The sequence below is a fragment of the Shewanella pneumatophori genome, assembly GCF_023283895.1.
In the GTDB taxonomy this organism is placed as follows: Bacteria; Pseudomonadota; Gammaproteobacteria; order Enterobacterales; family Shewanellaceae; genus Shewanella; species Shewanella pneumatophori.
In genome coordinates this window covers 1-16,333 of sequence record NZ_JAKILB010000013.1, presented here as the reverse complement: position 1 = coordinate 16,333, position 16,333 = coordinate 1, and the positions used below count along the sequence as shown (strand labels likewise).

Sequence of the window (16,333 nt, the reverse complement as noted above, 5' to 3'; positions counted from 1 at the left end):
TCTCTTCTATTAAATAAGATCACAATAGGCGCGTTAATATTGCCAATATGGATAGATGTAAATAGGACTCACATTTAATAAACATATAAGTCGATTAATATCATTTATAAAAACACCGCATCATTTGAGCTATGCCGTAACTATTTGGTAAATAATGTCCCACTCTGCACCGTTATTAGCGATAAATATCATTTGCACTCACAGTTAATAAAGTTTGCTGCAAGCCGCTATTGTTTAGCCAAATACAATTACCTATTATTCGCCGCAAGTGATACGGAAGAACGTCGTTTCCGGTGAAACGTCTGGATTTCAAATCCAGGTGGGGCTGCCAGCAGTCCCGGGTAGGTTCAACTCCTATGTTCTTCCGCCAAATCACTCGCTATAAATATGCTGCCATCTCTAATTACTCTCGAATTATCTTTCTTCTTGCGCCACGTTAATCCACTGCGGTCATAAAACTCCAACAGCTGAATACTGGCTTTGCGGCCAAGCTTAATAATTGAATTGAAATCGGCAGTTTTGATCTCACCACTGGTATTGATTTGATTGCGAATAACATCGGCGTAGAAATACAGACTTTCGGTGAGCATAAAGCGGTCTTTAATAATCGCTGACAGATAACCTAGCTGAATAAGCTTACGGCACAGGCTACGCACTACAGTCAGGTCTAGGTTTAATCCAGTTGCTAAATCTGACGACCATAAAGGCCCTTTAGTGCTAAGTAGTTGCTGCTTTATTTGCGACCACACAAGCTGCTCCGCCTCTGATAAGGCTAAATTGTGACGTGGTAGGTGCAGTAAACCACGAGTGCTTTGCAGTTGTTTTTGCTCCCTGAGCCCATCGGTAAGTTTCAAGAGTACTGGCAATGGATAGTGATTATGGGTCATGCGCTGCAGGCGATTAATACTCAAACCTAATAGCTCAGGCGACTGCTGATGGTAATCGGCAATGAGTGCCAGTAATTGCGCTTCAATCTGCTGTTGTAATGCGCTTGATAACAGATAACCATCAAGGTTTATCACCTGCTCGTCTGCCAAACAGGGCGTTTGTTCAGTTAACTGATTGGCCCACATAAAAGCCGACTTTGACACGCAGTGATGGTTTATTTGCACCTGTAAACTCGCCGTTAGCGAGTCACACTGTTTAAGGTTTTCTAAGTAAGTTAAGCGCTCAATGCTGCGCTTAGCCCGGATTGGCGGGTTAATGTCTAACACTCGCAGGGCACCTAATGTGGTTTTAGCAGCGCTGTCTCGAACAACGATGCGGTCTTGCTCGATAGAGCCTAATGCCTGCTCACATTGCAACTCAACTAAGGCGCTGCCGTCAGTAAGGTTTTGCAGTAAGCCTAAACGCGCCATGGTGTGGCGATTACCAAGATGCACTTGCACACTTTGCCAGTGCTTAAATGGCAATACAGATTCAAATACGCCGCAAATGACTTTTGATGCTGCAATGTCTGCTTCTGCCACAGGTTCTAGCGCCGTTAGCCAATCACCGCGAACAGCACCGCGATGCGCATCAACACCAGTAATATTCAGCGCCACCCGCTGACAATGATGGGCATTATCACTCACTCGACCTTGGCTATGTAGCGTTCTAACTTTGACTGGTTTTCGCTGACCCGATAGATACAGGTTTTGCCCTTGGCTGACGTGACCGCTGATCACTGTGCCAGTAACCACAAGACCCGCGCCTTTAACGCTAAAAGCTCGGTCGATTGCCATGCGAAAACTAGCTTGCTCGCGAGTCTGTTTAAGCTTGGTAATTTGCATCTGTGCAAGCTGAGTAATCGCAGCACTTAACTCACTAATACCAAAGCCTGTTTGCGCAGATACCACATAGATATCGGTTTGCCTTTGATGTGTAGCCAGTAGCTCACTCACCTCAAGCTTAACCATTTCAACACGTTCGTTATCGACTTTATCTTGCTTGGTGAGCACCACAATTAAGTGCTCAAGATTAAGCAGCTGCAAAATTGCCAAGTGCTCATGGGTTTGCGGCATCACTCCATCATCACAAGCAATAATCAATAGCGCATGTTTGGCGCAGCTCACCCCTGCCAACATGGTATTAATAAACTTGCTGTGGCCCGGCACATCAACAAAGGCTAAGCACTCGCCATCAGCTAAATCCATAAAGGCGTAACCCAGCTCGATAGTCATGCCGCGCTTTTTTTCTTCCGGTAATCGGTCGGCATCGGTACCTGTTAGTGCTTGAATAAGGCTAGTCTTGCCGTGATCTACATGACCTGCGGTAACAATAATCATGATGCTACCTCCGGGCTTTTTATCTCAAAGCCAATCTCTCTATGAAAGCCCATCTCTCTATGAAACCTAAGTAGGCTTGTCGTCAGGACTTCGATAAGCTGGCTGTCACAGTCAGCGCCGCGCAAATCTAACCACAACTGATTAGTGGTAATGCGGCCAATAATTGGCAAGCTAGCAGCTTTAAAATGCTTATCCAGCTGCAACACAGTTAGCGAGCTGTGGCCTTTGGCTGCAGCAGGATTTACAGCAAAACACAGCGCGACAGAATCAAGCAGTACATCAGGTTGCGAACCGCTACCCACTTGAGTTTGGCAAGCTTGAATTGTTACATCAAATAGGCTGCTATTGACGCTATCAACTAATTGTTGCTGCAGTGTTTGTGCAAGCTGTTCAAGTTCCACCAAAGGACGGGAGAGCTTTCTAAAAATAGGTAATTGGCTATCTAGCGTTTGCGGATTACGGTACTGCATTAAGGTGGCTTCAAGCGCAGCCAAAGTCATTTTATCGCAGCGCAGTGCACGCTTTAGTGGATGCGCTTGCAGCTTAGCAATCAGCTCCGCGTCACCAACGACTAGCCCTGCTTGCGGCCCGCCGAGCAGTTTGTCGCCAGAAAAACTCACCAGATTAACGCCATCTTTTAGCATCTGCTGCGGCATGGGTTCTTTTGATAAACCAAAGCGAGACAGATCCGTTAATGCGCCGCTGCCAAGATCGGAGATCAGTGCGATGCCTTTGTCTTTACATAGAGCTGCAAGCTCAGCTTCTTCAGTGACCTTAGTAAAACCACTAATATGATAATTACTAGTGTGCACCTTCATTATCGCCGCGGTGTTTTCAGTAATCGCGGCAGCGTAATCTTTAAGGTGAGTACGATTAGTACAACCCACTTCCACCAGCTTGCAACCTGCCTGCGCCATAATGTCTGGGATCCGAAAGGCGCCGCCAATCTCCACCAGCTCACCGCGCGATACTATCACCTCTTTACCGGCAGAGGTTGCGGCCAACATCAGTAAAACCGCTGCGGCGTTGTTATTAACGATGCAGCAACTGTCAGCGCCCGTTAGCTCATGAATAAGTGCGGATATTGCGCTGTCACGATGACCACGCTTGCCTTGGCCCATATCAAACTCAAGCGGCACTGGGCTGCGCATCACTTGGGTGACCGCATCAATCGCCGCTTCACACATCTGCGAGCGCCCGAGGTTAGTGTGCAAGACCGTGCCTGTTAAGTTAATCACTGGCGTCATGCTTTGACGCTGGGCTTTGCTAATACGGCTGGCTAACTCGGTTGTAATATTCGCGGAATCTAAGCACCAGTTTGGTAAGCTTTGACTGTTGGTGATTTGCTGACGCGCATCATCAAGCATTTGCGTCAATAATGATTTAATCCAAGGCTTACCCTGTTGCTCAATAAAACCTATCACTTGAGGTATCAGCAGCAAGCTGTCCATTGCAGGTAAACAACGGTAAAGGGCTTGAGTTGAGTTGATAGCTTGAGTCATAGGTCTTCGTCTAGTTGGTTCAATGATGTTAGATATTTAGGTTAATAAAAGAGCCGCACCGTAATGCGGCTCTTGTTCGACTTACTTTGTTAAAGCTGGCTAATGGATAGCACCGACTTTAGGCTGAGGCTCCTTTTCTAGCTGAGGCTCTTCACTTAGCTGAGGCTCTACTTCTTGCTCATGAGCAAGAAGCAATGGATTCACCGTGGTTGCGCTATATCCTTGCTCAACCAAATGGCTGTCCATCACTAAGGTCGCCAAGTCGTCGGCTGCCACTTCCAGTCTTGGGTTGATGTCAGTAAAGAACATCTTGGTATAACCCTTACAGGTGTCGCAGCTTTCTACTCGAATAGCAGCATTAGTTTCGGTTTCAGCCCACAAGAATACGCCCTTGCTTTCGCCGCATGAGGTGCACTCAGCGCGCACTTCATGCCACTCGGTTTCACACAAGCTGCAATGCAAGTAGCGCAGGCCAACACGTGGTTCTTCCTTGATAACGCTCCCAACTGGATGACTGCCACACACTGGGCATAAACGCTTATGCGCCTCACCTTTATCAGCCAAAGTTTGGGCAACATCCACCGCCCAATGTGACCAGTACACAGATAACGATGCCCAAATAAACAGGCTGTACTGTGCTGGTACTTCAGCAAAGTGACCACCTAACATCGACTTGGCGTAACCTTGCAGTACATCAGCTTCCGCTTTGGCTAGTTCCTTTAGCACTACATGCAAGTCAGTACTGACTTTAGGCATAAGTTCACTAACAAGTTCCAGCAATACCGACTGCCAATAATTGCCCCACTCAAAATGCTGCTGCGCCATAGGCTGAGCTTGGTTGAGATCTAACTCTGGCTTAGGGCCAAAGCAGCTCTTTGCCGCCTCACCGTAAAGTGCCGCTACCTTTTCTTGAGCGCCAACTAACTGCTCAAGGAGGCCAAAGTATTCTGTTAATCCAGATTCTTCGGCGAGCTCTGCAAGTCGCTTAGCGCGAAATTGATAAACGGCTTTTGGATCAGCTGCGATCACGGTTTTAATATCCAATGACTGACCAGGGATCTTTTCAGCGTCGAGTATTGCTGTGCTCATAATTAGTGTTTTTCCTGCTTATTAGTCTTTAATTCAGGATCGTTTAGCATGTTAGGGTGATGCTTCTTGCACCAAGCCCGCGACACATAGCCGTACAACATGCCGGCAACCGATCCTTCTACCCACGTTGCCATCCAAAAGTGCACAATCACGAAGATCAACATGATCACGGCGCAGATTGCGTGGATTAAAATGGCCCACTGAATAGCAATTGCATCAAAGTAAGGGGCAAAGTAAGGCTGCCACATCATGATGCCGGTAATCGTCAATGCGATTGAGGTCACCACGAAGGTACGGAACAGCACTTTTTGACCTGGGTTGTAATGGCCGATTGCAGGGATCTTGTCCTCGTTTTCGAACATCACGTCCTTGATAGCTAACATCCATGTTAGGTCGTTCTTTTCCCACTTGTTATGGTGGTAATAGCGCACCAACATCACCATTAACGGCAGACACATCATCAAACCGGCAATTGGGTGAACAAAGCGCGCCATTTGTGGCGTACCAGCAATCGATCCCAACCATTGAAATGATGGGAAGAAGAAAGCAAAGCCGGTTAGGAATGTCACCAAACCCGTTGCAACCACAAACCAGTGACAGATGCGGTCGAACAACTTATGGCGCAAAATCATATTCTGCTTATGCATGAGCGTTACTCCTTATCTGACTTATCTGAGTGAGTGTGGTCGAACGCAGCTGGCTCGTCCTCTTCAACAAGGTTACGACCCACTGTAATGCGGTGTAAGCAAGCAACAGCAACTGTTGCCATGATGCCCGCCGCACCCAATGGTTTAACCACGTCTTGCCATAACTTAACTGGCACACTCGTTTTCGGATCCGCTGGTAAGCCATAGTCTTGCGGCTTATTGATGTCATGCAAAATCATGATCATGCCTGTACCACCCACGCCTTCTGGGTTGTATAGGCCGGCATTAACATAACCACGCTTACGCAGTTCTTTAATCCGCAGGTCGGCAATAAACAGCATGTCTTCACGGGTACCGTATTTCAGCGCGCCTGTGATACACGACTTCACACAAGCTGGCTCTTGACCGACTTGGATCCGGTCTGAACACATGGTGCACTTGTAAGCTTTTTGATCGATAGGATCGAGTCTTGGTACATCGAACGGACAAGCCGAAACGCAGTAGCCACAACCAGTACACTTATCAGAATCAAAATCCACCACGCCGTTTGCACGCTGAACGATGGCGCCTTTAGTTGAACAAGCGGTTAAACAGGCTGGATCATCACAGTGCATACATGCGCTATGGGCGAAACGCCAATTTAGCTTGTTATCTCGCTCAACTTCTTGGTACTTCATCAGCGTCCAACACTCAGAAGACAGGTCCATTGGGTTCTGGTAAGAACCTTGGAAGCTACCCACAGGTGCACGCAGGTCGTTCCATTCAGAACAAGACACCTGACACGCTTTACAACCATTACACTTAGTGGCATCAAATAACTTAGCCACCTTACTTAACTTACGTCGAACCTGCGCCGCAGGAGTGAGCTCTGATGTACCAGAGCTTAAAATGATATCTTGAGCAGACATGATTAAACTCCCTCAGCCTTAGCGATATCCACTAGGAACGCCTTAAATTCAGGTACCTGGGTATTCGCATCACCCACTTCGGTGGTCAGTACGTTACAGCTATAACTTCTACGTGTAAGTGCGTTATGGCCGCCATGACGTGGTAGACCAACCGTGTGCACCATCTGGCCGTGAACTTTCAGTGGCTGCAGACGCTTAGTCACTAACGCTTTAGTTAACAAGCTACCGCGCTTAGAGCTCACCTTGACCCAATCGCCATTCGCAATGCCCTTCTTGGCCGCTAAAATTTCGTCCAGTTCAACGAAAGTTTCCGGCATAGAAATCGCAGCTAAACGACAGTGAATCGTCCAGAAGTTAAAGTGCTCAGTTAACGAGTACGTAGTACACACATAAGGGAATTCCGTATGTGAACCTAGCGTCTGTTCTACGCCCTCTAACAAACGTACCGCCGGGTTACTGACCACATTAGGGTGTAATGGGTTAGTACCAATTGGTGATTCCATCGGCTCGTAATGCTCTGGGAACGGACCTTCTGCTAATAGTTTTAGCGAGAAGAAACGACCCACACCCTCAGGCTGCATAATGAACGGATGCGCAGACTCTTGTGGTGGTAACGTCATATTGAAGTCACCCACATCGATGCCGTGCCATTTGCCGTGGTTCCACTCAACGATCATGCGCTTTGGATCCCAAGGCTTACCATTCACATCACAAGATGCGCGGTTGTAAAGTACGCGGCGGTTTTGCGGCCAAGAGAACGCCCAACCTGGAGTGATACCTTTGCCTGACGTATCAGAGTTATCACGACGCGCCATCATGTTGCCGGCTTCGGTCCAGCTACCAGAGTAAATCCAGCAACCACATGACGTACTACCGTCATCTTTTAGCTGGCTAAAGCTATCAAGCTGCTTACCGGTTTTAAGATCGATACCGTTAAGCTCTTTTGCCACTTCTTCACCGTGTGGGAAGTATGGGTTGTGGTAGCCAGCCCAGTTAACCGCTTCAATCGGCTCTGGTAATACACCACCTTCAGCTTTATACAGCTCGCGCAGCTTCATTAAGATGCCTGATAAAATTTCGGCATCTGGCTTAGATTCGCCCGGTGGATTCGCGCCCTTCCAGTGCCACTGCATCCAGCGACCAGAGTTAACGATACAGCCTTCTTCTTCAGCAAATAATGTGGTCGGTAAGCGGAACACTTGGGTTTGAATTTCGCTTGGCTGCACGTCGTTAAACTCGCCCGCTTTTTGCCAGAATACTGATGTTTCTGTCGCTAACGGATCCATAACCACCAAATACTTAAGCTTGCATAATGCTGCTAAGGTCTTGTTACGGTTTGGCATAGAGTTAATCGCGTTAACCCCTTGCACGAAGTAACCGTTCACTTGGCCCTTGTACATCATGTCGATGTGCTTGGTGAAGTCGTACTGTAAGTCCCACTTAGGTAACCAGTCATAACCAAAGCTATTAGCCGCAGTTGCGTGCTCGCCCCAGAAACTCTTCATCTGTGAGATAAAGAACTTAGGATAGTTAGACCAGTAGTTGGTTTGGCCTGGACGCAACGCCTTAGGCGTATAGTTATTTAGATATGTGCTTAAATCTGTATCGTTATCATTTGGTAGCTTTAAGTAACCTGGTAGGTTCTGACATAGCAGACCCATGTCGGTTGCGCCCTGTACGTTTGAGTGACCACGTAGTGCGTTAACACCACCACCCAATACGCCAATATTACCCAGTAGCAACTGCACTAATGCCATAGAACGAATGTTCTGTGCGCCTTTAGTGTGGTGGGTCCAGCCCAATGCATACATGAAAGTCGCCGCTTTATCATGAACGTGTGTGCTACCAATTAGCGCACAAACTTTTTCATAATCTTCAACTGGCGTACCGGTAATATTGCTTACTGTTTCAAAGTCGTAACGGTCAACGTGATGCTTTAATAAGTTCCACACACAACGTGGGTGCTCATAAGTTTCATCAACTTTGGCATAACCATCTTCATCTAATTCGTAGTACCAAGAGTCTTTATCGTAAGTACGACTCTTGTCATCAAAACCACTAAATAGGCCTTCATTGAATTCGAAATCTTCACGAATAATGTAGCTAGCGTTGGTGTACGCTTTGACATACTCGTAGTTAACTTGTTTAGTCTCAATGAGGTATCGACATAAACCTAAAAGGAATGCGATATCAGTACCACTACGAAGTGGTGCATAGCAGTCAGCTAGTGCTGCACTGCGGTTAAAGCGTGGATCCACAACCACCAACTTGGCGTTATTGTGTTCCATAGCTTCCGTTACCCAACCGAAACCGACAGGATGTGCTTCAGCGGCATTACCGCCCATGATCACCACGACATTTGAGTTCTTAATATCGATCCAGTGGTTGGTCATGGCACCGCGCCCAAATGTTGGAGCAAGACTTGCTACCGTTGGGGAGTGTCAGTTACGCGCAATAGTATCGATGGCCACTAGGCCAAGAGAACGAGCAAACTTATGAGTAATAAAACCACCTTCGTTTGGTTGTGCAGATGAAGTCATCATGCCGGTACTCAACCAACGGTTTACTGTGGTGCCATCACTATTTTTTTCAATAAAGTTTTCATCGCGGTCGTCTTTCATCAAACGCGCGATACGGCTGAATGCCTCATTCCAGCTAATACGCTTCCACTCGTTAGAGCCTGGTTCGCGTACTTCAGGGAAATGGTTACGGTTAGGGCTATTCACATAGTCAACTAGACCGGCACCTTTAGGACATAGTGCGCCGCGGTTAACCGGATGGTCTGCGTCGCCTTCAATGTGGAAAATCGCTTTTTCGGCGTTTTTACCGTTGCTACCATGGCTGTACATCAACAAGCCACAACCCACAGAGCAATAACAGCAGTTATTGCGGGTTTCTTTTGCTTTCAACAACTTATACTCACGAGGCGCAGCCATCGCAGTGCCGGGCATTAATCCCAACGCTGATATTGCCGATGTGGTCGCTCCGCAGGCACACAGTTTAAAAAACTGTCGTCTGTCCATATCACCCTCACACAATTAGTATTGCTACACTGACCGACTATCTCATCTTCGGCGCTGTAGTTTTGGTTTTCGTTAAATGAGTCTGCAACCTTGGATAGCAGATCTATATTTTTACTGACGTAAAATACGTAAACTTTTAAGGCTGAAGCAGACTTATTAACGTAAAAGAATTATCCCCAAAGTCAGCTAAACGGACAATTTATTACACACGATCGAAATCACACAAAAACCACAACAGAGAAAAAACAAGAGAAAACACACAAAAGCCAAATAAAAAACCAAAAAGACGGACCAAAAACACGAACAAGCAGCACAAAAAACCAATAACACCAAAAAACAACAAAAAGGACTTTATGTCTCAACGTAAAAAGACATTATGTCTCACATGCAGCGACTATAAAATGTTAAATAGATGAATGAATATGAGGCTTTGCAACACTCAAAAAGAACTGACAAACGCTTACAGTAAGGGGATAAGCAGCGATAAAAACAATTAACGCCTACGCAACCTAGTGCTCAATTACTAGGTTTGAAGTTTAGTTTTAGACAATATGGCACAGCCAAAAACCATACAAAACTTATGGCATTATTGTTTTGCGCCTAAAAAAAGCTGAATTTGCCGTTATAGCAATTTAACTCTGTTGTACCGATAGACTCTTTTTGCCCCAATTTGGCACAGGTAAGCAGTGGGTATTTTCAACAAATAATGCATAAATTTAGTTGCACAGCTTTTGCTACCACTTGAGTAAGCCGAGATAGCAGTTTAGACAGAGTTTAAGGGGCGCTTGCAGTGAACCAGCTTTGAGAGAGCTTGAGATAATTACTTCTTAGGTAGCTGACAAATCGCTTTTTGACCAAACAAGCGATAACGGTGTTTGGCAATGAGGTTATAGATCGCGTTACGCAATCCCTTTGGAAGTAAAGCTGCATGTCTTAGCAAACGAGGCCAGCCGTGGAGTCGCTTTGCAATTTCAATAACGGCATCGCTACGCAAATAGCTGTGTTGCTGCTTTATCAAGACCACGCTATCCATAGCCACATCCGTTAATTGATATTGACTCAATAATGCTTGCCCTTGGATTGATTGCAACGCAACTAACTCAAACTCTTTATGCGGATCATGACGTGTAATCACACTCACCGCGCCATCACATAGATTGCAAGCGCCATCGAAGATCACCACAGCAGTTTGTTCAGTAATCTTTTGCAAGCCAGCTTCTCCTCAACACTTTATCCCGATACTGTTGTTTCTAACACGGTTTAGCAGGATATCGCCAGCATAGATAAAGTAAACAACAGCCTTTTGAACAGACTGGTTTAGGGCTAAAAACCAAAGAGGCGCTCAATGAGCGCCTCTTTATAATGCAGATAACACGATTGCTAAAGCAATTAAGAACAGCAATCTCGGCGCCACCAGTTTTTAGGCAACTTATCTAAGAAGACTTTAGCCATGAGTATCGCTAGGATCACCCCAGAGGTATAAACGATACTAGCTGGTAATAACTCATGCTGCTCACCAATTTGCGGCATCACCACAAAGCCGAAGGTATCCACTAAGTAATTCACCAAGATACCAGACACTAACGCTACACCTAACACGCCACCTAAATAGCCATATAGAGCGCGCTTACCTAACTCTTTAGTTACCACGCCTAAGGTCGCTATATTAGTAGCTGGGCCCGCCAACATAAACACTAATACTGCCCCCGGTGATACACCTGCTAATAGTAAACCTGCCGCAATAGGTGTTGATGCCGTGGCGCAGATATACATAGGTACAGAGATCAGTACCATCACTAACATCGCTAAAATGCCATCGCCCCACTTCGCCATAAAGTCAGCCGGTACATAGGTTTGTACTAATGCCGCGAAGAATAAACCAATCAATAACCATACTGTCGTGTCGCGCACTAAATCTGTCGCCGCGTAATGTAAGCCTTTGCCTATACGACTAATAACTGAATTGCCTTTTAACTCGGTAGCAATATCTTTGGTTGATTCACAGCAGCTTTCACCATCTTCATGGTTGTGATTATGGCCGGCAGCATGACTAGCTGTATCGGTTTTTTTACTGCTACAGCAAGATGACGATTTCTCTGCAGTTACTGCAGCTGCGGCAGGCGCTTTAGTTGAGCAGCACGAAGACTTTTCGGCCTTAGGCTCAACAGTTTCGACTGCTTTTTTACTACTGCAACAAGACGTAACCGCTGCAACTTTTGGCTCGGCTTTTTTGCTACTGCAGCATGAGCTCATAGCTTCAGTTTTAGGCTCAACCTTTTTACTGCTACAGCAAGATGATGTTGATGCGCTGTTGCCATTAGACTCAGTTTTTTTACTGGTAACCTGCTCTTCATTGTCATCACGGCCAACTAACAAGCCCGCGACGATAGCACTAGTAACCGCAGCTATTGGTCTAACAATCGCCATAAATGGCCCTAGCAATACGTAAGAAACTGTGACTGAGTCAACGCCAGTTTCAGGCGTTGAAACTAAAAAAGAAGTTGTTGCTGCTTTAGATGCACCGCTGCGACGCAGGCCAACAGCAGCAGGAATAACTCCGCAAGAACATAGAGGTAATGGCGCACCCAATACTGCCGCCTTAACTGTGGTTTTGAAGCCATGACCACCAAGCTGCTTTTGCATCCATGCCATAGGCACAAACATCTTCAACATGCCCGCCAATACAAGGCCCAGCAACAGCCAAGGGGCCGACTCTAAAAACAGCTCAATAAAGTTTTCTAATAACATAACGACTTCTCACGTATATTCTTAAGCTTTCAATTTAATTGTGCAATTTTGCACTTATTTATCTGCGCAGGCTTTGGTGAACTCATGCTCACCATGACTATGCTGATCATTTTCACAGCGAATGCTATCGGTATTTGACTCTAGCGCTTCAAGGATCGAGCAATGCTCGGCACTTTCCGGCCCACCACAACATGCTTGAGACAAACGCTGCAAAGACAATTGAAAATGATTTAACTCGGCAATTTTGGCCTGTACATTGGCCAACTTATCATCGACTAATCCCTTTACATCGGCGCAAGCCCAATTGGATTTATCTAGCTCTATCGACAACAGTTCAGTAATCTCAGCCAAGGTAAAACCCACAGCTTTTGCTCGTAAAATAAAGCGTAAACGTTCGGCGTCGGCCTCGGTGTAGATGCGATAACCGGAATCTGTTCGCGACGATGGCGCAAGCAAACCGTGCTTTTCGTAAAAACGTAACGTATCAGCTTTGACTTCGCATAATTGTGCTAACTCACCAATTCGATACATGCCTAACTCCAACCCAAAGTTAAATTCAATTTCAAACTCTACGTGACTCAAAAGCGCATTCCGCCACGACAGTAATCTAAGTATAAACCTTGGAGTTGTATCCAAGGTCAAGGCTTATTCTGCACCTATATAATAAAGAAAGCTTGTTCTGCTGAACGTATTGTGAAATCGCGCAGAAAAAAACACCGCCAGAGGTAAATTTACGGTAAAATACGCGCGCCGTGATGATGGGTATAAAAATTGAGGGACTTTTGGAAAGCAGTGTAGGCGTTTATAGCGTGAGACTGTTCTGTTTTCCGAAAGATCCTTAAAAATAACTACTGGACCCTGTACCTACAATGAATAATGCCAGACCTATTCGTCGCGCGCTGTTAAGCGTTTCAGATAAAACCGGAATCTTAGAGTTTGCACAAGCGCTGCATGCTCAAGGTGTTGAACTACTTTCTACTGGTGGCACCGCACGCCTGCTGGCTGATAATGGTGTGCCTGTCATTGAAGTATCAGATTATACTGGTCACCCAGAGATCATGGATGGCCGCGTTAAAACTCTGCACCCTAAAGTGCATGGCGGCATTTTAGCGCGTCGTGGTATCGACGAAATCGTAATGGAACAAAACAATATCAAGCCTATCGACTTGGTAGCGGTTAATTTGTACCCATTCGCAGCAACTGTAGCTCAAGAAGGCTGCACGCTTGCAGACGCTATCGAGAACATCGATATCGGCGGCCCGACTATGGTTCGCTCTACCGCTAAAAACCACAAAGACACCACTATCATCGTTAACGCTAACGACTACGGCCGCGTCATTGCTGAGATGCAAGCGAACGAAGGTAGCACCACGCTTGAAACTCGCTTTGATTTAGCGATTGCCGCGTTTGAACACACTGCTGCATACGATGGCATGATTGCTAACTACTTCGGCACTAAAGTGCCTGCGCACAGCAAAGACGAGTGTCATGCAGATTCTAAGTTCCCACGCACTTACAACACTCAGCTAGTTAAAAAGCAAGACCTGCGCTATGGTGAAAACAGCCATCAGACAGCTGCTTTTTATGTTGATACCAACCTTGATGAAGCCTCTGTTGCTACTGCAGTTCAGCTGCAAGGTAAGGCACTGTCATACAACAACATCGCCGATACTGATTCAGCACTAGAGTGCGTAAAAGAGTTCGACGAACCAGCATGTGTGATTGTTAAGCACGCTAACCCATGTGGTGTAGCAATTGGTGAGAACCTGCTTGAAGCTTATAACCGCGCATTCCAAACAGACCCAACCTCTGCGTTCGGTGGCATTATCGCCTTTAACGGCGAGTTAGATGCAACAACCGCAAGCGCAATTGTTGAGCGCCAATTTGTTGAAGTCATTATTGCCCCTAAAGTGAGCCAAGCGGCTCGCGACGTAGTAGCTGCAAAAGCTAACGTTCGTTTACTTGAGTGTGGCGAATGGGCAGCTAAGACTACCAGCCTAGATTACAAGCGCGTAAACGGCGGCTTATTGCTGCAAGATCGCGACCAAGGCATGGTTGGCCTAAATGACGTTAAAGTAGTGTCTAAGCGTCAGCCAACAGCGGAAGAGATGAAAGACCTAATGTTCTGCTGGAAAGTTGCCAAGTTTGTTAAATCAAATGCAATTGTTTACGCCAAGAACAGCATGACCATCGGCGTTGGCGCAGGCCAAATGAGCCGAGTGTACAGTGCTAAAGTTGCTGGTATTAAAGCGGCTGACGAAGGTCTAGAAGTACAAAACTCAGTTATGGCATCAGATGCATTCTTCCCGTTCCGTGATGGTATCGACGCAGCTGCCGCAGCAGGTATCAGCTGTATCATCCAGCCAGGTGGCTCTATCCGCGATGAAGAGATCATCGCAGCGGCAGACGAGCACGGCATGGCAATGGTATTTACCGGTATGCGTCACTTCCGTCATTAATTGGTTTGCGCGAATAAAGGGCTTTATTCGCGCATTAACAAAATTAATATTTAACGTTTAGAGCAAGCCATTTTTTCTAGGTCAAAGAAAGCACGCGCAGCGTATGCCAATACGTGAGCATGCTTGATGCAGAGATAGGAAGAATGGCGCAGCTATAAAAGGTAAAGATATGAAAGTATTGATCATAGGTGGCGGCGGTCGCGAACATGCATTGGCGTGGAAGGCTGCACAATCTGAGCAAGTTGAAACAGTTTTTGTAGCACCAGGTAACGCGGGTACAGCATTAGAGCCAAAGCTTGAAAACGTGGCAATTAACGTTGAAGAGATCTCAGCCTTAGTGGCATTTGCTGAAGAGCAAAAAGTGGCAATTACCATTGTTGGCCCAGAAGTGCCTTTGGCACTAGGCGTAGTTGATGCCTTTAATGAAGCGGGTCTACCTATCTTTGGCCCAACTAAGGGCGCTGCGCAGCTTGAGTCGTCTAAAGCTTTCACTAAAGACTTTTTAGCTCGTCACGACATTCCTACTGCTGCTTACTCAAACTTTACTGAGATTGAGCCAGCTAAAGCTTATGTTAAGCAAGTAACTGGCTTAACGGGTTTCCCTATCGTAATTAAAGCCGACGGCCTAGCTGCAGGTAAAGGCGTGATCATCGCTGCTAATCAAGGTGAAGCTGATGCCGCTATTGAAGATATGCTAGCTGGCAATAAGTTTGGCGAAGCCGGTTCTCGCGTCGTTATTGAAGAGTTCCTAAAAGGCGAAGAAGCCAGCTTTATTGTGATGGTAGATGGTAAGAACATTCTAGCAATGGCCACCAGCCAAGATCATAAAGCCCGCGATAACGGCGATCATGGTCCAAACACTGGCGGTATGGGTGCCTATTCTCCTGCTCCTGTTGTAACTCAAGCAGTACACGACTGGACCATTGAAAATGTTATTCGCCCAACCGTTGATGGCATGGCTGCTGAAGGCAATGTTTACACTGGTTTCCTATACGCTGGCTTGATGATTTCACCAGATGGAAGCGCTAAAGTACTTGAGTACAACTGCCGCTTTGGTGACCCTGAAACTCAACCCATTATGATGCGTCTTAAGTCTGATTTAGTTGAGCTTTGCCTTGCAGCAACTCGCGGTGAACTAAACCAAGTGACAGCTGAGTTTGACTCACGCGCCGCAGTAGGTGTGGTAATGGCTGCAGGCGGTTACCCTGATACATACCGCAAGCACGATGTAATTGATGGTTTAACTCTTGGTGATAACAACGCTAAAGTGTTCCATGCAGGTACTAGCATGCAAGACGGTCACGTAGTGACTAACGGCGGCCGCGTATTATGCGCAACAGCCCTTGGCAATACAGTCACGGCAGCGCAGCAAGCTGCTTACACTTTAGTTGATGCAATCCATTGGGATGACGTCTACTTTAGAACTGACATCGCTTACCGCGCGATTGCCCGTGAAAACGGTGAAGGTTAATTAACCGCGCAGCATCGCCTGCCGTGTAATATTGGCCCGTAAAAATGGCAAAGGTTAATTAACCGCGCTCCATCGCCTACCGTGTAATATTGGCCCGTAAAAATGGCAAAGGTTAATTAACCGCGCAGCATCGCCTGCCGTGTAATATTGGCCCGTAAAAATGGCAAAGGTTAATTAACCGCGCTCCATCGCCTACCGTGTAATATTGGCCCGTAAAAA

The 16,333-nt window shown here is 46.5% G+C and carries 11 protein-coding genes and 1 tRNA gene; 3 read left to right on the top strand and 9 right to left on the bottom strand.

The features are described 5' to 3' along the window. Positions 1-275: 275 nt before the first annotated feature. Positions 276-370, top strand: a tRNA-Sec gene (locus L2740_RS16995). Here L2740_RS16995 and selB read toward each other — a convergent pair. From selB to zntR, 9 genes are all read right to left on the bottom strand, one after another. Further along, the gene (gene selB / locus L2740_RS16990; RefSeq protein ID WP_248951278.1) at positions 348-2,267 is read right to left on the bottom strand and encodes a selenocysteine-specific translation elongation factor; all 1,920 of its coding nucleotides are present in this window, start codon (positions 2,265-2,267) and stop codon (positions 348-350) included. The two genes, L2740_RS16995 and selB, sit on opposite strands and share 23 nt — an antisense overlap. Further along, complete coding sequence (gene selA, locus L2740_RS16985) at positions 2,264-3,769, bottom strand: L-seryl-tRNA(Sec) selenium transferase (protein ID WP_248951277.1); 1,506 nt, start codon at positions 3,767-3,769, stop codon at positions 2,264-2,266. Before selA ends, selB begins: the two co-directional genes overlap by 4 nt. A 99-nt stretch (positions 3,770-3,868) precedes the next feature. Continuing rightward, on the bottom strand, positions 3,869-4,858 hold the full coding sequence (gene fdhE, locus L2740_RS16980; protein ID WP_248951276.1) for a formate dehydrogenase accessory protein FdhE: 990 nt from the start codon (positions 4,856-4,858) through the stop codon (positions 3,869-3,871). A gap of 2 nt (positions 4,859-4,860) precedes the next feature. Then, positions 4,861-5,505, bottom strand: a complete 645-nt coding sequence (locus L2740_RS16975) for a formate dehydrogenase subunit gamma (RefSeq protein ID WP_248951275.1) — start codon at positions 5,503-5,505, stop codon at positions 4,861-4,863. A 5-nt stretch (positions 5,506-5,510) separates the two neighbouring features. Next, positions 5,511-6,413, bottom strand: a complete 903-nt coding sequence (gene fdxH / locus L2740_RS16970) for a formate dehydrogenase subunit beta (protein ID WP_248471418.1) — start codon at positions 6,411-6,413, stop codon at positions 5,511-5,513. A 2-nt stretch (positions 6,414-6,415) separates the two neighbouring features. Then, positions 6,416-9,436 (bottom strand): formate dehydrogenase-N subunit alpha, encoded by a 3,021-nt coding sequence (fdnG, locus tag L2740_RS16965; protein WP_248951274.1) that lies wholly within the window; start codon positions 9,434-9,436, stop codon positions 6,416-6,418. A gap of 820 nt (positions 9,437-10,256) precedes the next feature. Then, positions 10,257-10,646, bottom strand: coding sequence for a thiol-disulfide oxidoreductase DCC family protein (locus L2740_RS16960; RefSeq protein ID WP_248951273.1), 390 nt, complete (start codon positions 10,644-10,646; stop codon positions 10,257-10,259). Between the two features lie 179 nt (positions 10,647-10,825). Continuing rightward, positions 10,826-12,184: an SO_0444 family Cu/Zn efflux transporter gene (locus L2740_RS16955; RefSeq protein WP_248951272.1), complete on the bottom strand. Its 1,359-nt coding sequence runs from the start codon at positions 12,182-12,184 to the stop codon at positions 10,826-10,828. Between the two features lie 54 nt (positions 12,185-12,238). After that, complete coding sequence (zntR, locus tag L2740_RS16950; RefSeq protein ID WP_248951362.1) at positions 12,239-12,715, bottom strand: Zn(2+)-responsive transcriptional regulator; 477 nt, start codon at positions 12,713-12,715, stop codon at positions 12,239-12,241. A 338-nt stretch (positions 12,716-13,053) separates the two neighbouring features. On the opposite strand from zntR, the gene purH reads away from it, so the two are divergent. Together purH and purD are read left to right on the top strand one after the other, a co-directional pair. Continuing rightward, the gene (gene purH / locus L2740_RS16945) at positions 13,054-14,643 is read left to right on the top strand and encodes a bifunctional phosphoribosylaminoimidazolecarboxamide formyltransferase/IMP cyclohydrolase (RefSeq protein WP_248951271.1); all 1,590 of its coding nucleotides are present in this window, start codon (positions 13,054-13,056) and stop codon (positions 14,641-14,643) included. Between the two features lie 169 nt (positions 14,644-14,812). Further along, positions 14,813-16,114 (top strand): phosphoribosylamine--glycine ligase, encoded by a 1,302-nt coding sequence (gene purD, locus L2740_RS16940; RefSeq protein ID WP_248951270.1) that lies wholly within the window; start codon positions 14,813-14,815, stop codon positions 16,112-16,114. Positions 16,115-16,333: the final 219 nt, after the last annotated feature.